This window comes from Sinimarinibacterium arenosum, assembly GCF_005047655.1.
In the GTDB taxonomy this organism is placed as follows: domain Bacteria; phylum Pseudomonadota; class Gammaproteobacteria; order Nevskiales; family Nevskiaceae; genus Solimonas.
The window spans coordinates 238,676-259,534 of record NZ_SUKF01000004.1; the positions used below are offsets into that span (position 1 = coordinate 238,676).

The 20,859-nt window shown below is 62.7% G+C and carries 18 protein-coding genes and 3 tRNA genes; 9 read left to right on the plus strand and 12 right to left on the minus strand.

All coding sequences use genetic code 11. The annotated features are described in order from the left end of the window. Positions 1–87: 87 nt before the first annotated feature. The 3 genes from E4T66_RS10115 to E4T66_RS10125 all read right to left on the minus strand — a co-directional run bounded on the left by E4T66_RS10115 (position 88) and on the right by E4T66_RS10125 (position 2,271). Positions 88–2,013, minus strand: a complete 1,926-nt coding sequence (locus tag E4T66_RS10115) for a SurA N-terminal domain-containing protein (protein ID WP_136848905.1) — start codon at positions 2,011–2,013, stop codon at positions 88–90. An 89-nt stretch (positions 2,014–2,102) separates the two neighbouring features. Then, positions 2,103–2,177 (minus strand) — tRNA-Lys (locus E4T66_RS10120). 17 nt (positions 2,178–2,194) lie between these two features. Beyond that, positions 2,195–2,271 (minus strand) — tRNA-His (locus tag E4T66_RS10125). A 247-nt stretch (positions 2,272–2,518) separates the two neighbouring features. On the opposite strand from E4T66_RS10125, the gene E4T66_RS10130 reads away from it, so the two are divergent. Then, positions 2,519–3,775, plus strand: coding sequence for a serine hydrolase domain-containing protein (locus tag E4T66_RS10130; RefSeq protein ID WP_136848906.1), 1,257 nt, complete (start codon positions 2,519–2,521; stop codon positions 3,773–3,775). A gap of 114 nt (positions 3,776–3,889) precedes the next feature. Then, positions 3,890–4,759 (plus strand): lysophospholipid acyltransferase family protein, encoded by an 870-nt coding sequence (locus tag E4T66_RS10135; RefSeq protein ID WP_136848907.1) that lies wholly within the window; start codon positions 3,890–3,892, stop codon positions 4,757–4,759. 168 nt (positions 4,760–4,927) lie between these two features. Here the strand turns inward: E4T66_RS10135 and E4T66_RS10140 are convergent, their stop codons facing one another. From E4T66_RS10140 to E4T66_RS10165, 6 genes are all read right to left on the minus strand, one after another. Continuing rightward, positions 4,928–5,257 carry a hypothetical protein gene (locus E4T66_RS10140; RefSeq protein ID WP_136848908.1) on the minus strand — a complete coding sequence of 110 codons (330 nt, stop codon included), beginning with the start codon at positions 5,255–5,257 and terminating at the stop codon, positions 4,928–4,930. Positions 5,258–5,365: 108 nt separating this feature from the next. Further along, entirely contained in the window at positions 5,366–5,719 is a 354-nt protein-coding gene (locus tag E4T66_RS10145; RefSeq protein ID WP_248679613.1) for a hypothetical protein, read from the minus strand. A gap of 85 nt (positions 5,720–5,804) precedes the next feature. Continuing rightward, a complete protein-coding gene (locus tag E4T66_RS10150; RefSeq protein WP_136848909.1) occupies positions 5,805–6,086 on the minus strand; it encodes a hypothetical protein in 282 nt (93 codons plus the stop codon). Positions 6,087–6,158: 72 nt separating this feature from the next. Next, positions 6,159–6,482 carry a hypothetical protein gene (locus E4T66_RS10155; protein ID WP_136848910.1) on the minus strand — a complete coding sequence of 108 codons (324 nt, stop codon included), beginning with the start codon at positions 6,480–6,482 and terminating at the stop codon, positions 6,159–6,161. 308 nt (positions 6,483–6,790) lie between these two features. Next, positions 6,791–6,867: transfer RNA gene (locus E4T66_RS10160), tRNA-Arg, on the minus strand. 123 nt (positions 6,868–6,990) lie between these two features. After that, positions 6,991–10,059, minus strand: a complete 3,069-nt coding sequence (locus E4T66_RS10165) for a parallel beta-helix domain-containing protein (protein WP_248679616.1) — start codon at positions 10,057–10,059, stop codon at positions 6,991–6,993. 342 nt (positions 10,060–10,401) lie between these two features. Between E4T66_RS10165 and E4T66_RS10170 the strand changes: the two genes are divergently transcribed. Next, positions 10,402–11,118: a DUF2202 domain-containing protein gene (locus tag E4T66_RS10170; RefSeq protein ID WP_169577563.1), complete on the plus strand. Its 717-nt coding sequence runs from the start codon at positions 10,402–10,404 to the stop codon at positions 11,116–11,118. A 126-nt stretch (positions 11,119–11,244) separates the two neighbouring features. Here E4T66_RS10170 and E4T66_RS10175 read toward each other — a convergent pair whose 3' ends face one another. Beyond that, positions 11,245–12,129, minus strand: a complete 885-nt coding sequence (locus tag E4T66_RS10175) for a sterol desaturase family protein (protein ID WP_136848912.1) — start codon at positions 12,127–12,129, stop codon at positions 11,245–11,247. Between the two features lie 131 nt (positions 12,130–12,260). Here E4T66_RS10175 and E4T66_RS10180 point away from each other — a divergent pair, with 131 nt between their 5' ends. The 6 genes from E4T66_RS10180 (at position 12,261) to E4T66_RS10205 (ending at position 18,110) form a co-directional block, all read left to right on the plus strand. After that, positions 12,261–13,265 carry an AraC family transcriptional regulator gene (locus E4T66_RS10180; protein ID WP_136848913.1) on the plus strand — a complete coding sequence of 335 codons (1,005 nt, stop codon included), beginning with the start codon at positions 12,261–12,263 and terminating at the stop codon, positions 13,263–13,265. 118 nt (positions 13,266–13,383) lie between these two features. Beyond that, positions 13,384–13,812, plus strand: coding sequence for an SRPBCC family protein (locus tag E4T66_RS10185; RefSeq protein WP_136848914.1), 429 nt, complete (start codon positions 13,384–13,386; stop codon positions 13,810–13,812). A gap of 188 nt (positions 13,813–14,000) precedes the next feature. After that, positions 14,001–14,225 (plus strand): hypothetical protein, encoded by a 225-nt coding sequence (locus tag E4T66_RS10190; RefSeq protein ID WP_136848915.1) that lies wholly within the window; start codon positions 14,001–14,003, stop codon positions 14,223–14,225. 319 nt (positions 14,226–14,544) lie between these two features. Next, positions 14,545–15,738 carry a zinc-binding dehydrogenase gene (locus E4T66_RS10195; protein WP_136848916.1) on the plus strand — a complete coding sequence of 398 codons (1,194 nt, stop codon included), beginning with the start codon at positions 14,545–14,547 and terminating at the stop codon, positions 15,736–15,738. 8 nt (positions 15,739–15,746) lie between these two features. Then, positions 15,747–16,568, plus strand: a complete 822-nt coding sequence (locus tag E4T66_RS10200) for an alpha/beta fold hydrolase (RefSeq protein ID WP_136848917.1) — start codon at positions 15,747–15,749, stop codon at positions 16,566–16,568. Positions 16,569–16,697: 129 nt separating this feature from the next. After that, on the plus strand, positions 16,698–18,110 hold the full coding sequence (locus E4T66_RS10205) for a WS/DGAT/MGAT family O-acyltransferase (RefSeq protein ID WP_136848918.1): 1,413 nt from the start codon (positions 16,698–16,700) through the stop codon (positions 18,108–18,110). 55 nt (positions 18,111–18,165) lie between these two features. Here E4T66_RS10205 and E4T66_RS10210 read toward each other — a convergent pair whose 3' ends face one another. Together E4T66_RS10210 and E4T66_RS10215 are read right to left on the minus strand one after the other, a co-directional pair. Next, positions 18,166–19,899 carry a thiamine pyrophosphate-binding protein gene (locus E4T66_RS10210; RefSeq protein ID WP_136848919.1) on the minus strand — a complete coding sequence of 578 codons (1,734 nt, stop codon included), beginning with the start codon at positions 19,897–19,899 and terminating at the stop codon, positions 18,166–18,168. A gap of 152 nt (positions 19,900–20,051) precedes the next feature. Continuing rightward, complete coding sequence (locus E4T66_RS10215; RefSeq protein ID WP_136848920.1) at positions 20,052–20,738, minus strand: hypothetical protein; 687 nt, start codon at positions 20,736–20,738, stop codon at positions 20,052–20,054. Positions 20,739–20,859 lie beyond the last annotated feature (121 nt).

Below are 20,859 nucleotides of genomic sequence, written 5' to 3' on the forward strand. Positions count from 1 at the left end.
CTGACTGCCCACAAAAAAGCCGTTCATGGTCATTGAACCATGAACAGCTGCGCCGCGCGCTTACGCTGCGGCGAAAATCAGCTTCGACTACGGCGCCTGCGTCGGCTGTGCCGGACCAAGCTTGCCAGTCAACTCGACACCGACCGTGCTCTTGATCACATCCAGGTAGCTCGCAAACTCGCCGCCGGCCACTACGTCACGCAAGCGCCGGCTGCGCGTCTCACGCGCTTCACTGGTGACCGGGGTTGCCGCCGTGGATACCGCGTTGAGCGCGATCACCGCATGGCTGCCGTCGCCGAGCGTCGTCTGCGCATAGCGGCTCTTGCCTTCGGCCGGACGCGGCATCTTGAACACTTCGGTGACGATGAGGCTTTCGACCTGCTTGTCGTCACGACGGATCGCGCCCGGATTGCGCAGCTCGCCGTTCTTGGCGCTGACAATCTCCTGGAACGCGGTGCCGGCATTGACGGCGTTGATCACTTCCTCAGCGTCCTGGGCCGCCATGCTCCGCGCGCGCTCGTTGATCAGCTGGTCGCGCACCAGGTCGGCAACCTCTTCCAGCGACTTCTGCCGCGGAGGGTCGTACTCTGCCTTGCGGATCACCACCATACGGTTGTCGCCAAGCGGCAACGGTTTGCTGTTCTCGCCGTCCTGCAGTACTTCAGTCGAGAACGCCGCCGTCTTCACGGCTTCATTCGCAGCAACGCCGCTACCACCGTCACGCGTGAACCAATCGGTGGTCTGCACCTTGAGGCCCAGCGCTTCTGCAACCGGATCCAGCGAGGCCGTGTTTTCGAACGCCAGCTGCTCGAGCTTCTCAGACATCTCCTGGAAGCGCTGCTGACGCTCGCGGTTGACGAACAGTTCGGTCAGCTCCTTCTTGACCTCAGGGTCATCGAAACTGCGGGTGATCGACGGCTTCACCTCGTCAAGCCGGATCAGATGCCAGCCGAACTCGGTTTCAACAGGCGCACTCACCTGCCCGGCATCCAGCGAGAACAGCGCTTTTTCGAACGCATCGACCATCTGCCCACGCGACACCCAGCCAAGATCGCCACCGGACGCCTTGGAACCGGGGTCTTCAGAAGACTGCTTGGCGAGGGTCGCGAAATCAGCCCCGTCGGCCAGCTGCTTGGCAATCTCTTCGATCTTCTTGTGCGCAGCGTCCTTGTCCGCACCGAAGGTCATCAGGATATGACTGGCCTTGCGCTCTTCACGGGTCTTGAAGCGACTGTCCTTCTCGGCGTCGTACAGCACCTTGAGGACGTCATCGCCCGGCGCGCTGGTTTCGGGCACCGACGAAGGCGACAGCTCGAGATACGCCAGCTTGATGCGTTCCGGAGCCTGATACGACTCGCGCGTGTCGTCATAGCGCTTCTGGATCTCGTCCTGCGTGACATTGACGCGGTCGCGATAGCGCGCGGTCTCGAACAGCGCGTACTGCACCGTGCGCTCTTCGTTGTCCAGGCTCAGGGCCTGATCAAGCTGCGCGTCGGTGACAAATGCGGTTTCGACCACCGCATCGCGCATCTGATTGACTTCCAGCGTGTCGCGCAGCTGCTGCTCGTAGCGCTCCGCGGTATATCCGGCACGCGCCAGGACGCTGCGATAGGTTTCGGGATCGAACTTGCCGTCGCTCTGGAACGCGGGATCACTGCTCAGCGCGGTGAACACCGTCGCGTCATCGACCTGATAGCCCTCTTTTGCAGTGAACTGCTTGAGCATCGTTTCGCGCGTCATCTCGTCCAGCACGGACTTGCGCAGGCGATTCTGATCGAGCATGTCGGCGCGGAAGCTCTCACCCATCAGCGACACCAGCTGCTGATAGCGCTGATCGAACGAACGCTTGAACTGCGATTCGTAGATCTTCTGGCCGCCGACCTTGGCGACCACCGGATCGCCGCCGTCCGAGCGGAACGAGTCAATGCCGAAGAACGCAAACGGAATGGCAATCAAGGCGACAATAAAGCCAGCAATCAGGCCTGTCGTACGGTCACGAATCTGTTGAAGCATGTTCTCCCCTTCCTTGCCGCGCTAAGAACATCTCGACCACAAAAACTAAAAAGCCCGGTAGCTCACCGGGCGTCTTGAGTCACTGAAATTGGTGGGCTGCCCCCGACTCGAACGGGGAACCTACTGATTAAGAGTCAGCTGCTCTACCATTGAGCTAGCAGCCCGCACATTTCAATAAATTTGGGGTGGACGAGGGGACTCGAACCCCCGACAACCAGAATCACAATCTGGGACTCTAACCAACTGAGCTACGTCCACCATCGGGAGCATTCCCCTGAGCTGGGATTGCTCAGGGGCGCGAATAATAGCAGAACCTTTCCGGAGTCAAAAGCCTTTTGCGTAATTCATTTTCGAGGCCCGCTCTGCGCTGAAATGGCGGAGAAACCTCGCAGCCTGGATTTACGGCGCCAATCTCGCCGCAATCAGCGGCAGCTGAGGCGCAGCACCCGCGCCGCCGCGCTCCGGTAGCATCCGCGTCATTACACGAACACTGGAGCATGCAGGAATGAAGTGGCTAGGCAATCGTCCGGTCCGTATCGCACAACCTCTCCGGCAGCTGACGGGACGCGACGCCCCGTCCGAGGCGCCCGCATCGGCGGCGGGTCTGGATCAAGCGGCGGTCGATCGCATCTGGCGTGGCGTCAAAGACCTCTACCGTACGGGCGCCTATCCCGCGATCACCTTCTGCCTGCGCCGCCGCGGCCATGTGCTGATCAACCGATCCCTCGGCCACGCCTATGGCAACGGGCCGGACGATCCCATCGACGCACCCAAGCGCCTGGCCAGCCCGGACACCCCGATCTGCGTGTTCTCCGCATCCAAGGCGATCACCGCAGTGCTGATCCACAAGCTGGCAGAACAAGGCGGCGTCCGGCTGGACCAGCCCGTCAGTCACTTCATTCCGCAGTTCGCCCAGAACGGCAAGCGCGACACCACACTGTCCGCCGTGCTCGCACACCGCGGCGGCTTTCCGATGTTCGACCTGCCGAAGGACCAGATCGATCCTGGCATGCTGCTGGACTGGGATCGCTGCATCGACCTGATCTCGCGCGCACCGCCCACGCATCGAGACGGCCCTCGCCTTGCCTATCACGCCATCACCGGCGGCTTCATCCTGGCCGAAGTACTGCAGCGCGTGACCGGTCAGTCCATCGCCGAGTATCTGGACCAGCAGATCCGCCAGCCGATGGGCATGCGCTATTTCACCTATGGCCTGTCACCGGAGCTGCGTGGCGACGCCGCCACCAACTACATGGCCGGCGCACCGGTGCGCTTCCCCATTTCGGTCCTGCTGGAACGCGCGTTGGTCATGCCGATCGACAAGATCGTCGAAATCTCCAACTCTGACGTCTTCTACGATGCCGTCGTTCCTGCCGGCAATCTGTATGCGACCGCCGAGGAACTGTCGCGCTTCTTCCAGATGCTGCTCGACCAGGGCGAATACGCCGGCCGCGAAATTCTCAAACCCGAAACCGTGCGCCGCATCGTGCAGCCCGCCTGCCAGCTGGCATTCGATCACACCCTCAAAATTCCGATGCGCTACAGCGAAGGCATGATGCTGGGCGCCAACCCGTTCGGACTCTATGGCCCCATGAGCGGCCGTGCCTTCGGGCATCTTGGCTTCATGAACATCCTCGGTTGGGCCGATCCCCAGCGCGAACTGTCTGCTGGCCTGCTGGTTTCCGGCAAGGCCGTCCTCGGTACGCATCTGATCGCGCTGGGCAAACTACTGACGACCATCAACCGCCAGTGCAGCGGCTGAAATACGCAACAGACGCCTGAAACCCGCCGGGTCATCTACTGACCCGGCGTGGCATCATGGCCCGCACCAGCTCGCGTCCCCGGGCGCCCAACCCACTTCACCGGACGTCACCGCATGCGCACCCTGCTTCACCTCGTGGCCTGGCTACCCCTCTCCGTGCTCCAGGCCATCGGCGCCGCCATCGGCTGGTTGCTGTGGGTCACCCGTTCACAGCGCCGGCGCATCGCCCTGCGCAATCTGGAACGTTGCATGCCCGAGCTGAGCGCGGCCGAACGACAGCGCATTGCCCGCGCCTCGCTCGCGCACGAGTTCATGACCTACATCGAGACCTTCCGCATCTGGCTCGGCCCGGCCGCCTCGGTCAAAGGCGCCGTCAAGGAATGGCGCGGCATCGACGTGCTGGATCGCGCGTTCGCCCAGGGCAAGGGCGTGATCCTGCTGACCCTGCACCAGGGCGCATTCGAAGCCGTGGCGATCCCGATGTCTGCCAGCTATCCGTTCTGCGGCCTGTACAAGACCCAGCGCGGCGTCATCAACGAACTGTCGCTGAAAGGCCGCGGCCGCTTCGGCGGCAGCCTGATGCAGACTGAAGCCGGCGTCAGAAAGGACTCCCTCACTCTACTGCAACGGGGCATGGGCGTGTACTTCATGCCGGATCACGATCCGCCGCTGGGACGCGGTGTGTTCGCCCCCTTCATGGGCGTTCCCGCCCACACCCCGACGCTGGTTGCCAAACTCGCACGCGAATCGGGCGCACCGGTCGTCTACCTGTTCGGTGAGCGCCTGCCCAAGGCGCGCGGCTACATCGCCCACTTCATCGAAGGCTCACGCGAAATTGCCGGTGAAAATGTGGTCGCCGCGACCGCCGCGATGAATCGCGGCCTCGAAGCCTGCCTGCGCCTGTGCCCGGAGCAGTACTGGTGGGGTTACAGGCGGTTTCGGCGGCAGCCGGAGGGTAGTGCGGATTTTTATAAGGTCGCCTGATGGCGCAGGCCACTACTGAACTGCAATCCAGACTCAGGATTAGCCACTATGTGCTAACAGCGGTCCCTGACGATTGGTCGACTCAGCACGCCTGCCTTCAGCCGCGGATTTGACGACGCGAAACGATGGCAAATCCGCGGCTGAAGGCATGGTTGGGTGGCAACATGGCTAGAACCCTTGAACGGCCTCCACAAGTTGACCGAATTCGTTGAAGCGTAGACCAAGGCGACCAACCCACAAATAGCCCTCTTTCTCAAATGGCTCAGAAGAAGGCCAAGCTTTTTGTGCTGCAGCGACAACAACCGAGCGCGATGCGCCATGACCCGCCGAGGCATTGATGGTGGCTAACGCCTGCGCCATGCCCTGCTGGCATTCTTCGAGGGATACACCCTGATACGTGAATGAGACGCCAGCATCGAGCATCCGATAAGCCCACCATGCATTTGATGCGATGAGCGCAACACCGAGAAGCGTGATAGCGACCTTGGATTTACTCACTGCTGTTTCTCTGTCACCCAACGCTGGTGCTCAGGGGCGGCCACGGCACGCCGAAGCGAAGCCGTGGCCGCCCCGCTGGAGCGCGTTGTTTGATGTCGCTCCAAAAGCTTAACCGTACTTTTTTACGGCCTGTTCGATGGCCGGGCCTGCTTTCTGTAAGTCCTCCGGGACCATCACTGGATGGATCTCAACATTGGCATTGAAGGCGAGGAACCAGGGCTCAGCAATCGCTGGAATCTGCGAGGCGTCTTGAATATTCAGAAAGACAAACGCCGTCCTTTGCCCCTGATCATCAGTGAAATACACCGCTTCAGGTTTCAAGTCTGCGAGGATGGACTGGATTGTCGCACCCAATTTGCCGCCCTTAGCTGCGGCGTTTCCCGCGTCAACGGGAATATTAACTTTCAGTAAAAAGCGCATTACGTTACCTTCCTCGATGTTGTTGCACACAAAACAAGCCATCTAACGCTCCGGCTCAGTGGCGCACCGCCCACGCGGTGGATCGTCCGCTGCAACCGATGGTTAAGCGCTTCAACTTGCTCCCCAGCTATGGGGTGAACTCGACCAACATCCGCATCGTCTCGACCTTCAAGCCGTCCTCCCGCATCGCTTGCTTGCCTTCGTCGGATTCGAGCAATTCCTGAAATTTCCCCATATCAGGAATCTCAGCCATAACGCCCGTCGCATTGGCGTTGTTGGGGTCACGGAAGTTTCGGCACGTGATTCCAATTTTCCCAAACATCTCATGTCGGCTCCCGGGACCTTTCTTCCAGGCTTTAGCCCACACAGCACCATCCTGAACTTCGTGAAATATGATTGCAGTTGTCATTGCTAACTCCTCTCGTTTTGTGTTTATGGTTAGTTTTCTTAAGCAGCGGCTTTAGGGTGTCTAACGCCCAAATTAACCTGCGGACCCGCCGGAGGCGGGGCCGTCGGGTTGAATACCTGGTTCGGCCTTGCCTGGGCTGCCCAAGGTTTGGCGAATAAGTGCTTTGGTACGTTGATCGGGATGACTCTCCGCAAGCGATATTAGAGCTTCTCGGACAGCAGCGTCGCTCGCCACGTACTCAGCAAAGTGCAACCCTGCTTCTTGTTCTTCAGAGCCGATGTCAGCGTGGAGCAGGTGCGTCACGCCTGACGCGTACTGTGCTGGGCTACTAACGATCGACATTTGCACTGCATCGTCAAAGCCGCTGGGACCTTGCGTAGAAATCATGTAGTACATGTTCAGCTGCTTGGCACGAACTGGAGCCTCGTAGGCCGTTGGGACCAGTAAGCAGCTACAGCCGAGGAGCTTTGCAAGCAACCTGCAAACAGTGGGCACTCCGAACGTGAAACTCTGCTTTCTCAATTTGGTGCGCCCGGAGAGACTACTTCGGCGCTCCGCACCTCACCCTTCGGGCCGTCACCGCGATGCGGTGACGTTCAATTCGTCTGCGACGAATTGTCGAACTGGGCATGGTTTGTCGGGAGTTCGAGTGCTCCCCCTGCAAACAGTGGGCACTCCGAACGTGAAACTCTGCTTTCTCAATTTGGTGCGCCCGGAGAGACTCGAACTCCCGACCCTCTGGTTCGAAGCCAGATGCTCTATCCAACTGAGCTACGGGCGCAATCAGGTGCGGGATGGTAGCAGCTCGGCGGCCACCTGAAAGGCCCGCCTCGCAATCCAATCAGAAACGCCGCCGCGGATTGTCCGCGGCGGCGCGTTACTTCAACCACTCGTGTACCGAACCTCAGTTGCTGGCGCAGCTGGTCGAGCCGGGATAGCGGCCTTCGTCGGGGCGCACGACATCCCGTATCCATTGATCGATCAGCGCGTGGCCTTCGACGTCGACCACGCTGCGCGCGATCGGTGGCATGCGCGCGGCCGGCACGGTCGCTTCCGGACCGGTGCGGAACACGACGATCGAGTCGGTCGATGCGCCGGGATGGATGTCATAGACCCGCCCGCCATTGCCGACGGTGCCGGTCGCAGTCGGCCGCTTGCAGATACCGTAGCTACCGTCGACGGGGCGGAACACATCGAGATAGAAGCCGGTATTGGAGGCGAAGCCGCGGGCGTTGTGGCAATGCGCGCAGTTCACTTCCAGATAGGCGCGCGCACGCGCTTCGACGTCGTCGCCGCTGCCGACGGCAAAGCCCGCGTCCCCCGGCTTGTTGAATGTCGGCACACGCTCAACCCCCGCGGCGATCTGCGTCTGCGGATCGACCGCGAGATTGGTCGGGCAGCCCGCCATCAAACCGCGACTGCACCAGTACTGGATCTGATTCTGACCCAGCACTTCATGCCGGCCCTGGTCGGTGACGATGTTCGACTCCGAACGATACGGCCGGTTCAGGTTGCGGATCTTCGGCCCGATCGGCGCTGACCCGGTGTCGAGGTCTTCGTTGGCGTGGCAGCTCAAGCACTGGTTGGCGTTGGGGATCAGATAGCTCGACGTCGAGCCGGAATGCCGCTGGCCGGAGTCGACGTCCGTCGTGTCCCAGGACACCGAAGCGGTGCCGCCGCCCATGGCCAGCTTGGCAACGCGTTTGCCGGTAGCCGCGTCCGTCTCCCAGCGATACGGCACGCCGTCCCAGCGCGCCTGGCCCTTGGAGTTGACGCGCTTGATCAGCAGGCGCGTCTCGACCGGGTTCAGCGTGCCGGTGCCGTCGTTGGCGAAGGCAAAGGTCTTGGCAATGATGGTGCCGACCGGGAACGTGATCGTGGCGTTGGGGCCGTCGGTCTGGCCATCGTGGTACACCGCCGTCGTCCCCGGAGGCAGGAAGGCGACGCGATATTTCACTGCGTAGTCCGAGAACAGCTTGGTGTTGAGCACGAACGGCACGCCGTCACCGCGCGGGGTGCTGGTCGGATCCTCGGCATCCCCGAACAGGTGGTACTGATCCAGCGTCGGGCAATTGACCTTGGCCGCGCCGAAGTTGACCTCGCCCGAGTCGACATTCGCCTCGCACAGCTCTTTGATCTGAGCCTCGCTCGGCGCCGGATCGTAGTCGCCACTGCGCGTGAACGGCGGAATCACCACCGGCGGCAATAGATCGAGGTTACGTCCGTACTGCGCAACGCATTTGTGTGGCGTGATGTCGAAGCTCGACGGAAGTTCCAGCAATGCCGCAGGGTCGAGTGCCGTCAGCACCGTCAGCAGCGATGCCGGATTCGCCGGATCGATATTGCTGTTGACCACCGCTTCAAGCCCTTTGGTGCCGTGGAAGTTGGCGTAGGTCAGGCTGTCGCTGGAGAAGTCGTTGTCGGCATCGATGCACGAGAACCAGTCCGGCATCTTGCGCGGCGCACCTTCGGCCGCGGTGTTGAACTTGTAGGCGTTGTAGTGGCACGTCGGATTCGGAATATCGTTGCCGAGCTGCGGCTTGCCGCGGCCATCTGACGGCACCGGATTGTTGTTGGCGTCAACCGGATACGGGCAATCGGCGTCATAGGTGTCGAGCAGACCGTCCCAGATGATGTGTGCGCCGCGGAAGCCGGTCAGACCCGCTGCTGCACAGGTCGCCAGATTGGTCGGCAGCAGGCAGGCCAGCTGGTTCTTCACGCCGACCAGCGCCGGCAGCAGCTTGGCGAGATCCTGACTCTGCAGGTTGCCGGTCGTCGGCAGCGGCAGGCTGTTGCCGTTGTTGACGAACTTGTTGCGGTAGATGTGCAGACCTTCGGTGTACCAGTCGATGCGCTTCTCGTCCGGCCGGCCGGCGCCCTCGGGGAACAGCTCGTAGCTGGCGTGGATGATGCCGGCAGTGTTGTTGTCGCGGAACTCGTTGTCGAAGATGTCGATGCGGTCGTACGACAGTGTGATCATGCCGCTGCCCGGCGGCACATTGCCGACGAACCCACCCGAGGTGAAGTTGTAGGTGTTGTTCATGCGCGAGACGTTGCCGTACATGCGCGAACGGTCGCCGTACTGGCGCAGCCCGTCGAGGTCGTAGATCAGGAAGCCGCCGGTATTGCACTCGGCAACGTTGTTGGCGTACTCGCCGCCCTGCACGTTCTCGATCTCGAAGCCGAACACGTTGAAGGCCGAGCGGCTGTTGCGGATGATCGCGTTGTTGGTCTGGCCCACATAGATGCCGGCATCCGATGCGCCGATCGACTCGGACTCTTCAATCAGGATGTTCTCGGAACCCACCGGGTAGATGCCGTAGCGGCCCGACTTCGGGCTGACGGTGTAGTCAGGTGAGGTCGTATCCCCCAGGAAGTTCTCCGGCGCATTCGGATCCTGTGTCGCCGGATCGGTGCATTGCACCTCAAGCCGGTTGGCGAAATTTGATGCCGTGATCGGATCGGCGCTCTCGCGGCCACCGCCCGAAGACCAGATCGCGCGCACCCGCTTCAGCGTCGCGTGATTCACGCCGCGCAGCTCGATACCGTTGCCACCCGTGTCGAGCACGGTCAGATCCTGCACCGTCAGTCCGTGCACATTGACCGCGAGGATGCCTTCCGGCGCGTTGTTGCCCTTGAACGACAGCACAGTGCCGTCCTTGCCGCAGCCTTTGATCAACACGTCTTCGGTGTTGGTCAGCTGCAGGGTGGAACTCAGGTCGAAGAAGCCGCAGCTGAACTCGATGACGTCGCCCGGCGCGGCCTGGATCATCGCACCGACCATATCGGTGGTCGCCGATGCACCTGGAACGATGCGGAAGGTACGCCCTTCACCGCTCGATCCCGATCCGCCCGGACCGACCCCACCTCCGCTGCCGTTGCCTCCGCCACTGCCACAGCCGGCAATCGTCAAAAGGCACAGCCCTGCCAGCGCCGGGACAACAGCGCTTGGACGCATCTTCATCAGCGACATGAGTTCTCTCCTCGTTCCGCAGAGCGGCACTTCCGGCCGCTTTTTGTGTGATTTTTTGCAATTCTAGACCGCAATCGGGCGTCACACCCTAGTAGAAATTGCCCTGAGTGTGCTGACTCAACGGTTCGCATGCCCCGCTGCCACGGCAGCATTGCAAATCCACTGACTCGCCCATATACCCCATGGAGTACTGATGCAGATCATCGCGGGCACATACCGCGAGTGCCACGATGATCATCGTGGAAGCACCCTGCCCCGGGATCCGCTGCAGTTGTTCCAGCCGGTGAATCGCGCTGGGCCGCAGCTGGGTCCGGCCGTTGTGATTAAAGAGGATGAACCATGATGAAACCGAATCATCGAGGCCCGCTGCACACGGGCATTCGCACCACCACGCTGGTTGCCACCGGGCTCTGCCTGAGCCTGCTCGCGGCCTGTGGCAGCGGCAATGGCGGCGGCCCGCGCATTGGCCCGGATGGGTCGACGCCGATCAACCTGGCCTGCCAGCTCAACCAGATCGACGCCCTGCCACTGGAGGCACTGTCGACGGCCGAAAGCGACAGCATTGTCTTCATGCGTGAGGAAGAGAAGCTGGCGCGCGATGTCTATCTGACACTCGGCAACCTCTGGGCCCCGCCGATCTTCGACAACATTGCGGATAGCGAGGAAACGCACATGGATGCGGTCAAGCTGTTGCTCGATCGCTACCAGCTGGCTGACCCGGCGGACGGCAATGGCGTCGGCGAGTTCACCAACACCGATCTGCAGACGCTCTACGACCAGCTCGCCCAGCGCGGCGCCACCAGTCTGATCGAGGCCCTGACCGTGGGCGCGCTGATCGAAGACCTGGATATCTACGACCTGCAGAACCAGCTCGACACCATCGTCGACAACCAGGACATCGCCAAGGTCTGGGCCAACCTGCAGAAAGGCTCACGCAATCATCTGCGCTCGTTCGCGTCGCGGCTGCTGGACTACGGCGTCACCTACGTTCCGCAGTACATCACCCAGGACGAATACGACGCCATCATCAACAGCGACTACGAAACCGGCGGCTGCTGAACGGCCCTTCAACCTAAAGCCCTGTAACGCAAAACGCCCCTGCCAATACAGGGGCGTTTTTTTGACCTCAAGGTATCGGCGCCGCTGCGGTCCTGCCGCTAACCGCAGCGCTGCGTTGGTGAGACTTCAGGCGGTCGTCATCGCCACGCCGCGGCGATCCGGGTAGCGCTGCTCGACCCAGTCCGGATGCTTCCAGAGGATGCGCAGATCGCGGCAGGTCCAGACATCACGCCACATCGCGAACCACTCGTCGAGGTTCAGCCGCAGCGGATTGAGCGTCGTCGGCTGACGATTGGTGATGCCGTACTCGATGCGTCCGGCGTCGCGCTCGTCCACAAAGGAGCCGAACAGACGATCCCAGATGATCAGCACACCGCCGAAGTTGGTATCGATCTGCGCCGGGTTGCGGCCGTGATGCACGCGGTGATGCGACGGCGTGTTGAAGATCGCCTCGTACCAGGCCGGCATGCGCTTGACGACTTCGGTGTGGATGAAGAACTGATAGAACAGATTCAGTTCGATCGCGACGACCACGGAAAGCTTGTCGAAGCCGATCAGCGCCAGCGGCAACCACCACAGAATTGCCAGACCGCTCAGATCGAACAGAAAGTTCTGCCGCAACGCCGTCGACAGATTGAAGCGCGTTGAACTGTGGTGCGTGACGTGGGAGCACCACGCGTAGCGCAGCTTGTGCATCGCCACATGCAGACCGTAGAAGATCAGGTCGGTCACCACGAACAGCAGCGCGATCATCGCCCACTTGTTTTCGGGTGTGTACTGCAGGCCGAAGGCACGGATGTGGTCGTAAAAATGCGTGACGAATACCGCGACCACGACACCGTCGAACATCTTGTACATGAACCCGGTGGCGATGTTGGCGAACACCTCACGGGTCTGATAGGCCTCAGGCCGATGCTTGCGGATCCAGTACCAGCGCTCAATCAGGATCAGGCCGAGAAACGCACTACCGGCGATCAGCACAAAGCCAAGCGCGTGAAGTATGTCTTCCATGCCGTACAACTCCGAGTCGTGGGAATGATGAAACTGTAGGGATTGCGAGCCTGAGTATATTGACAATACGTGCCATATAATTAGCAATCCATGCCAAGCGGATCTGCGATCCGTATTTCCGGAGCCGACCCATGAACTCCAGCAGCGGCGGACCGATCCGCGTCACCGGCGCCTGGACCGGCCTGCTCAGCGACTGGCTCGATCGCGAACAGCTCGCCGCACCAGCGATTCGCGCACGGCTGGCGCGCTACGCGCCGGACGATCCGGTGCCCGTCCGCGACTGGCGCATGCTGCTCGAACAGGCCACGCAGCTGCGGCCTGCGCTGGAAGCACCGGGGCTGGTCATTGGCTCAGGCGTCATGCCGCACCATGTCGGCGTACTCGGCTACCTGGTACTGGCGAGCGACACGCTCGCCGAAGCGATGGCGGCCTACCAGCGCTACGAGCGCCTGTTCTACGGCATCAACATCGCTGAAGTGCGGATCACGCACGACCAGGCACAACTGCGCTGGGTACCCACCGAGACCGGACCGATTGCCGACGAGACCGCGATCGCCGCACTGGTGACGTTCATCCAGCGCCAGAGTCTCAACAACGCGCCACCGTCACGCGTCTGCTTCGTCCACACCGCCAGCGTCGCCCACGCCCGCGCCTGTGAAGACTTCTTCAGGTGCCCGGTCGAGTTCGGCAGCAGTCACACCGTGGTGCAGTTTCCAACCGCGCTGCTGGCGACGCCGATGCGGCATCACGAACCGGGTCTGCGCGCGCTGCTTGACCGCCAGGCGCAGGCGCTACTGAAGGCACTGCCTGACTCGAACGCCTTCGATCAGGCGGTACAGCAGGTACTGTTGCGCCAGCTGCCGGACGGCAACGTCCACATCGACAAGGTCGCAAGTGCGCTGCACCAGTCAACACGCACACTGCAGCGACGCCTCGCCGACAGCGGCATGACCTGGCAGCAACTGCTGGATCGCACCCGCGAGCAGCTCGCACGCCAGTACCTGCACGACCGGGGTCTGTCGCTGGCGGAAATCGCGCTGCTGCTCGGCTACAGCGAGCAAAGCACCTTCATCCGCGCATTCCGCCGCTGGGTCGGCACCACGCCCCTGGCGTTCCGGCGCAAGGCCCCCGCCTGACGCCTCCGCTGCGCCGCAACGGGCGATCCAATGCGCCGCAGCAGTCAGAGGGGGGTCAAAGCGGTTACGATCGCGCTCTCCCGGCGACACGCCGCCCTACTCCAATCGAGAACTTCCGATGAGCCATCAGCACATCTGCATGACCCAATCGTTCACCGCGCCGGTTGAATCGGTCTTCAACGCGCTGGCCGATCATGATGGCCTCGGCAGCATCCTGGGCGTGCCGGTCAAGCGGCTGCAGTCCGGTGTTGATGACATCAACGGCGTCGGCTCGGTCCGCCGCATCGGCCCCGGCCCCATCGCCACCCAGGAAACCGTGACCGCCTTCGAGCCCGGCAAGAAGATCGCTTATCGCATCACCCGTTTTGGCGGCCCGATCGTCAATCACCATGGTCAGGTGAAGTTCGCCAGGACCGACGCCGGTTGCGATGTCACCTGGGACATTCACTTCGACACCAAGCCGGCGTTTCTCGGCCCGCTGCTGCACAAGGTGCTCAAAGGCGCAATCAGCCGCGGATTGAGCAAGCTTTCCCAGCGTCTGTCCTGAGCGGCGGCGCAACGCGCTGCTGCTGCGTCCACGCCGGGATTGCGCGATTTCGATCCGGCACTCGATTGGCAAGCGGATTGTGACCGTCCATCCGGAAATGTGAACCCTTCAGCCCCGCGGGTGCCACCGCGGGGCTGAAGGACATCCAGGATGGACTGTGGTCTGATCGGCTTGGAGGACGAATCGAAATGATTTCCGGTGCAACTTCCACGGCAGTCTCCAGCATCTACTCCGGCCTCAAGCAGTTCGATGCGGCTGCACAGGCCGTCGCCAGCGGCGGCGTCAGCGACAACCGGGAGCTGACCGAAGCACTGGTCTCAGGCCAGCAGGCCCGTCAGCAGATCGAGGCTTCGGCCAAGGTGCTGAGCACGGCCGACGAGACGCTCGGCACGCTCATCGACCGCTTTGCCTGATCCGCAAGCGGATACCGCTTGCTTCCGCTCGAGCCGCTACGGCTCAAGGCCCATCATGGGCAGGAAGTGGCGCGCAACGGCACTCGCGCCATGACGCGTCACCCAGCCAATACCCCTTGAATCATCATTCGCAGCGCTGCGTGCAGCGGAGCTCACGGAAACGTCCGCCACGCGCCTGGGCAGTATCGCGATGGGATCCACTACGGTCATCTGTCCACCGGTGACAAGCAAACGTCCGGAAATGACAAGCCGCAGTCGCCCCGCACCCTGAGCATGTCGATCTGACGCTGGAGACATCCGGCCACTCCAAGGATCGAACATGAAAGCTGTTGTGTGCCAGAACACCGTACTGTCCGTCGTCGATCTGCCCGAACCCACCCCCGGCCCCGGCCAGGTTCTGGTCTCGGTCGAGCGCTGCGGCATCTGCGGATCCGACCTGCACATTCGCCATCACTGTGATCCGATGAAGGCGTTGCTCGACAAGGTCGGCTTCGGCCGCATGATGCCCGCCAGTACGGACCCATTGGTGTTCGGCCATGAGCTGTGCTGTGAAGTGCTCGACTTCGGTCCGGGCTGCGACCGGAAGATTCCGAAAGGCACGCGCGTGGTCGGTCAGCCGGTGCTGCGCGTGGGTGGTGACATCCACCTGTCCGGACTTTCGCCGATCGCTACCGGCGGCTACGCCGAGCGCATGCTGATGCAGGAGTCGGCACTGGTTCCGGTTCCGAACGGTCTGTCGCCGGACATGGCCGCATTGACCGAGCCAATGGCGGTTGCCTGGCATGCGGTGCGTCGCAGCGAAATTGCCAGGAAGGACGTCGCCATCGTCATCGGCTGCGGGCCCGTCGGGCTTGCAGTGATCTGTCTGCTCAAGGCTCAGGGCGTCGGCACCGTGGTCGCCAGCGATTTCTCGCAAGGCCGCCGTGCGCTCGCCCGTCGCTGCGGAGCGGATGTCGTGATCAACCCGTCGGAAGGCTCGCCCTACGCGCCACGTCCGGGTGAGGACTTCATGCGCGATCTGCCGGCGCTGCTGGAGCTGTCCGTCGGCACGCGCGAGAAACTCGGCAAACTACCCATCCCCTGGCACGTCACCTGGCGCCTTGCTGAAAAGCTTGGCGCCGCGGCGCCGAAACGGCCGGTGATCTTCGAGTGCGTCGGCGTGCCCGGCATCGTGCAGCAGATCATCGACGGCGCGCCGCTGATGTCGCGCATCATCGTCGCCGGCGTCTGCATGCAGATCGACCGCTACGAACCCGCACTGGCGATCCACAAGGAGATCGACCTGCGCTTCGTGTTCGGACACTCACCGCTCGAATACCGCGACACGCTGCAGATGATCGCCGAAGGCAAGGTCAGCTGCGCTCCGATGATCACCGGCGTCGTCGGTCTTGGCGGCGTCAGCGGTGCCTTCGAGGCATTGAAGGACCCGGAGACTCACGCCAAGATTCTGATTGATCCCCGCATCGCCCTGAACAACTCTGCGATCACGCCCGCCGCGTTCGGCCGGGCCTGAGGAACACCATGGACTTCGCCCGCAAAACCCTGCAGATCAACGGCTTCGCCATGAACGTCATCGACGTCGGTGAAGGTGAACCGGTGCTGCTGGTCCACGGCTTTCCCGATACACAGTCCGTCTGGCGCCATCAGATTCCTGCCCTGGTCGCGGCCGGCTATCGTGTGATCGCGCCGGACACGCGCGGCTGTGGAGACAGCAGCCTGATGCCGAAGGTGTCCGACTATCACATCAGCCACCTGATTGCCGATCTCGCCGCACTGCTCGACGCACTGAAGATCGACAAGGTCAAGCTCGTCGGTCACGACTGGGGGGCGGTCATCAGCTGGCAGTTCGTCATGGCCCACCCCGATCGCGTGGAACGTTATGTTGCGCTCTCGGTCGGCCATCCCAGCGCCTATGGCGGCGGCGGCCTCGAACAGAAGCTCAAGGGCTACTACGTTGTGCTGTTCCAGCTGCGCGGCTTCGCCGAATGGCTGCTCAAGGTGGGCAACTGGTCCTGCTTTCGATGGTTCACCGGCTTTGCCGGCGAATTCCCGCACTGGCACAAGGCCCTGAGCCGCCCCGGCCGACTGACGGCCGGCATCAACTACTACCGCGCCAATCTCGGCCTGATCCTGCCGCGCAAATACCCGCGCGTCTGCGTCCCCGTCATCGGTATCTACTCTGATGGCGACCGCTTCCTGACCGAAGGACAGATGACCTCCAGCGCGCAGTACTGCGATGCCGGGTTCCGATATCGGCGCATCGAAGGTGCGAATCACTGGATGCAGCTGGACGCGCCGGAAAAGGTTACGCCAGCGATTCTGGAGGCATTGCATTCCACTTGAACCCGTGGGTGGCCATGTGTCGCGCCCTGCGTCACCGGCAGTGATCCCGCCAACATGACCTGCATCAAGGCGCGCCTGGCCGATCTCCATTCTGATAGTGGAATAAACCCGCGTTAGAGCAGGTGCGAGATGGAGAGAGTCAAATCACTGGACGCGGCATGGCTGTATCTGGAATCGCCAGAGACGCCCATGCACGTGGGATGCCTGCAGATATTTGCGCTGCCGCGCGGTGCCGGACGCACCTACGTGAAGAAGCTGGTCGAAATCGCGCGAACGATCACGCAGCTGGAACCGCCGTTTTCTCTTAAGCGACACCACTCCGCGCTCGGCGCGGTGCTGCCCTCCTGGGAGGAAGAAACGCAGCCGGACATGACCCACCATGTGCCGCATCACGCACTGCCGGAACCCGGTGATGCACGCGAGCTGGAAAACCTGGTCGCGCGCCTGCAGAGCGATGAACTCGATACTGCGCGGCCGCTGTGGGAATGCCACATCATCGAAGGCCTGGCCGACCATCGCTTTGCCATCTTCACCAAGATCCATCATTCGTTGCTGGACGGCGTCGGCGGCATGCGCCTGCTCGAAACCATGCTGACAACGAGCCCGAAGGACCGCGGCCTGCCCGCGTTGTGGTCACGACATCCGGAGCATCACCGCTCCGCGACGCGTGATGACGGCGAGCACACGCCGGGCGCTGTTATCGAACATGTACTGCACTTTGCCGCGACCCAGCTGCATGCGATGCAGGGGCTGTATCGCACGGCCAAGGCCTTCGGCAAGGCGGCACTCGACCCGAAGTCATCACCGCTGGCGTCGCCGTACACGGCGCCGAAGTCGATGCTGAACGTACCGATATCGCAGCAGCATCGGCTGGCAACGCTGGATATTTCGCTGACCCGGGTGCGCCGCCTGGGCAAGCGCGCGGGCGTCACGGTCAACGATGTATTTCTGGCGATGTGTTCCGGCGCCCTGCGCCGCTACCTGATGGAACACGACGCACTGCCGACGCAACCGCTGGTGGCAGGCCTGCCGGTGTCCCTCAGACCCGCCGGCGACACCACCGTCGGCACGCTGGTGACCTTCATCCTGTCGACGCTGGGCACCGATCTCGACGACCCGGTCGAGCGCCTGATGGCGATCCATCGCTCGACGCTTGCGGCCAAGCATCAGCTGCAGCAGCTCGATCGCGCAGCGCTGACCGAGTACACCCTGCTGCTGATGGCGCCTTTCATCGTCAAGCTGCTGTCCGGCATGGGCGCGACCGGCCATCCGATTTTCAATCTGGTGATCTCGAACGTTCCCGGCCCGAGCCGTCCGCTTTACTACAACGGCGCGCGCCTCACTGCCATGTATCCGACATCGATCGTCACCCATGGACAGGCGCTGAACATCACCGTGCTGTCGTACGCACGGCGCCTCAATGTCGGCTTCACCGCGTGCGGCCATTCGGTGCCGCACCCGGAACGGATTGCGCAATATGCCGTGGAGGCGCTGGAGGAGCTTGAATCGAAGCTGCAGCCACGTCGACGGCACGCAGCCTGATCCCGCGCGCAGGACTGCCGCTCTGAAACAGTCCTGTGCTGCGAAACCTCGGCGTTTACATCGAGATCGATCCCTTGCGGAAATCGCTACCACCGAGCAAGGCATTGACCAGCACCGGTTGACCGGCGCGCGCCAGTTCGCGAGCGGACCGCAGCACCGCGGCTGACTCGCCGTCATTGCGGATCACCAGGCCCTTTGCGCCCAGGCCTTCGGCTGCGGCGTGGTAGTCGCTGGGGCGCAGCGGACAACCGACATCATCCTTGAGCACCTCAACCTGCTCGCGAGCGATCTGCGACCAGCAGGCGTCGTTGCCCACGACCGCAACCAGACCGATACCGTGGCGCACAAAGGTGTCGAACTCCATCAGGCTGTAGCCGAGCGCGCCGTCGCCGAACAGCGTCCACAGTTCGGTCTCCGGCCGGCACAGCTTGGCCGCCAGCGCGAAGCCCGCACCGACGCCCAGCGTGCCGAATACGCCAGGATCGAGCCAGCTCAGGGCGTCCCTCGGGCTGAGGATGTAGGACGCGGTCGCCACAAAATCTCCGCCGTCGGCAACGATCATGCTGTCGTCGGCAAGCTCTCCATCAATCTGCTTGCACAGCGCCAGCGGATTCACGCCGCTGTCCGACGGCACCGCCTGCGCGCTGATTTCAGATTCACGCTGCGTATCACGTTCGCGCAGCTCGCCGAACCACGGAGTGCGGTCCGGCACCGACGCCGGCGCGGCTTGCGCGACGGCGCGCAGGAACGCTGAAGCATCGGTCACCGCGCCGACCTGCGGGCGGCGATTGAGGCGCAGATCGTGCCGGTTGCGATTGACCGCGACCACCGGAGTGCGTGGACGGATGTGCGCGCCGTAATCGAGCCGGAAGTCGCAGGGCACGCCGGCAAGGATCACCAGATCGGCCGCACGCAACGCGTCTCGGCGCTTGTGCCGCATCTGCAACGGATGATTCGCGCCGAGCAGGCCGCGCGCCATGCCTGACAGATACACCGGAATGCCGAGCTGTTCCACCGCTGCGCGCAAGGCGCTGACGGCGCCGACATCCAGCATGGCCTGACTGCCGATCACCATCAGCGGCCGTTGCGCAGTGGCGATGCGCTGCGCCGCAGCAGCGACATCGGACGGCTGCGGACTCGGCGGCGTGATCGTTTCCGCCACCTCGGACGGCGCGTGCACCTGGGCAAACTGACGATTCAGGTGCAATCGAAGATACGCCGCAATGGCGTGTTCACCGATGCCGGCACCGGGGCGCGGGGTGGACTTGGCGACGTACCACTGGCGCACCAGCGCCTCGTCGTACAGCAGGTCCACCGGGCATTCGAGAAACACCGGGCCGGGCGTGCCCTCCGCCGCAACGCGCAGCGCGCGACGCAGCAGCGGCTCCAGATCGCGCACCCGTTTGGCCTGTGCGGCCCACTTCACGCTGGAGCGGATCAACGACATCTGGTCGATGTCCTGCAGCGCGCCGCGCCCACGCAATACCGTGGCCGTCGCGCCGCCCAGCAGCACCAGCGGCGATTGCGCCAGGCGCGCGTTCTGCACCGCCGTCAGTGTGTTGGTGAGGCCCGGACCCGCGGTCACCGCGGCAACACCGGGAATCCCGGTCAGCCGAGCAACCGCGTCTGCCGCAAATACCGCGGTGGCTTCGTGCCGCGTGTCGACCACGCGGATCCCCTGCGCCTTGCAGCCCACCAGGATGGGCGAGATGTGTCCGCCGCAAAGCGTGAACAGAAAACGCACGCCCTGCGCTCGCAGGACGCGCCCGATGATTTCGCCCCCATTCATTGATTATTTCCTCTCGGTACGCTGCCGTAGCATGCGTAGCCCCCACCCGTCCGACCTTGATCCAGATCATCCCGTGCGGATACGGAGGTTTGAGAGGCGGAAATCCTCGGCGCACTGAAGCGATCAGATCGCCGTTGCCGCGAGCGAGAGCCCTAGGACAGCAAGGCCCCCAGCCATCCCAGCCCCAGGAATAGCGCCAGCAAGATACCGCCTGCGAGCCAGCGCCACTCCGGGAAGGTCAGATCCGTCGATACCGGCACCAGAACGACCTGCTGTGCCATGAACTTGTACGGCATGTACGGCAGGTAATTGGGATGCGTCACCAGCTTGAAGAACGTGCGCCGGCTCGGGTACCGCATCATGATGATCCGGCTCCACTCGTCCAGTTCGCGACCGGCGGCATGAATGTCATGGCGGGATGTCTTGCCACCGATCATCAGCGTGTTTCGCCCCTGTGCCGAACCCGCCATCATTGGATAGGCTCCGAGGCTGAGCGCCAGGGGTACGACATTGTTTTCGTAGTGTGCATTAGCGTCCTGAGGCGCGCCCTGAAACTCCGGCGCCCCTGGAAAGCGCCGCAGTTCCTCGTGATAGCGCATCAGATTGAGCATGTAGATCGGCTTGCCGTCATCGGACGCGGCCCACTCACGCAGACGTGCCTGCATGTCGGCCTTCTCAGCCGCCGGCAGCGTGGTCGCTGCCACCTTGGCCAGATAGCCGTCGAGTTCTTCCGGCGTAATGGCCCCACGCACCAGCCCGGGCACCTGCCACAGCCACACCGCGGCGAAGGCCAGCAGACAGACAGCGCCGACTATGAGCATGTAATGACTGGTGAGCATCAAGAACTCCAAATCGTCTAGTAAAAGCCGCCGCTCATCCGCACCACGAGCAACTGACGCCGCCAACGGTTCCGCAGAACCGAGACCCTGCATCCATCCTGTGGGCGACACGCCCTGCAGA

What these genes read in the sequence shown, in the direction of transcription:
- E4T66_RS10155 (WP_136848910.1), bottom strand. Translation starts at nt 6,482, where the DNA reads ATGTACTACATGATTTCTACGCAAGGTCCCAGCGGCTTTGACGATGCA.
- E4T66_RS10165 (WP_248679616.1), bottom strand. Translation starts at nt 10,059, where the DNA reads ATGTCGCTGATGAAGATGCGTCCAAGCGCTGTTGTCCCGGCGCTGGCA.
- E4T66_RS10190 (WP_136848915.1), top strand. Translation starts at nt 14,001, where the DNA reads ATGATTTCCGGTGCAACTTCCACGGCAGTCTCCAGCATCTACTCCGGC.
- E4T66_RS10200 (WP_136848917.1), top strand. Translation starts at nt 15,747, where the DNA reads ATGGACTTCGCCCGCAAAACCCTGCAGATCAACGGCTTCGCCATGAAC.
- E4T66_RS10215 (WP_136848920.1), bottom strand. Translation starts at nt 20,738, where the DNA reads ATGCTCACCAGTCATTACATGCTCATAGTCGGCGCTGTCTGTCTGCTG.
- E4T66_RS10185 (WP_136848914.1), top strand. Translation starts at nt 13,384, where the DNA reads ATGAGCCATCAGCACATCTGCATGACCCAATCGTTCACCGCGCCGGTT.
- E4T66_RS10195 (WP_136848916.1), top strand. Translation starts at nt 14,545, where the DNA reads ATGAAAGCTGTTGTGTGCCAGAACACCGTACTGTCCGTCGTCGATCTG.
- E4T66_RS10210 (WP_136848919.1), bottom strand. Translation starts at nt 19,899, where the DNA reads ATGAATGGGGGCGAAATCATCGGGCGCGTCCTGCGAGCGCAGGGCGTG.
- E4T66_RS10170 (WP_169577563.1), top strand. Translation starts at nt 10,402, where the DNA reads ATGAAACCGAATCATCGAGGCCCGCTGCACACGGGCATTCGCACCACC.
- E4T66_RS10180 (WP_136848913.1), top strand. Translation starts at nt 12,261, where the DNA reads ATGAACTCCAGCAGCGGCGGACCGATCCGCGTCACCGGCGCCTGGACC.
- E4T66_RS10150 (WP_136848909.1), bottom strand. Translation starts at nt 6,086, where the DNA reads ATGACAACTGCAATCATATTTCACGAAGTTCAGGATGGTGCTGTGTGG.
- E4T66_RS10115 (WP_136848905.1), bottom strand. Translation starts at nt 2,013, where the DNA reads ATGCTTCAACAGATTCGTGACCGTACGACAGGCCTGATTGCTGGCTTT.
- E4T66_RS10205 (WP_136848918.1), top strand. Translation starts at nt 16,698, where the DNA reads ATGGAGAGAGTCAAATCACTGGACGCGGCATGGCTGTATCTGGAATCG.
- E4T66_RS10130 (WP_136848906.1), top strand. Translation starts at nt 2,519, where the DNA reads ATGAAGTGGCTAGGCAATCGTCCGGTCCGTATCGCACAACCTCTCCGG.
- E4T66_RS10135 (WP_136848907.1), top strand. Translation starts at nt 3,890, where the DNA reads ATGCGCACCCTGCTTCACCTCGTGGCCTGGCTACCCCTCTCCGTGCTC.
- E4T66_RS10175 (WP_136848912.1), bottom strand. Translation starts at nt 12,129, where the DNA reads ATGGAAGACATACTTCACGCGCTTGGCTTTGTGCTGATCGCCGGTAGT.
- E4T66_RS10145 (WP_248679613.1), bottom strand. Translation starts at nt 5,719, where the DNA reads ATGGCTTGTTTTGTGTGCAACAACATCGAGGAAGGTAACGTAATGCGC.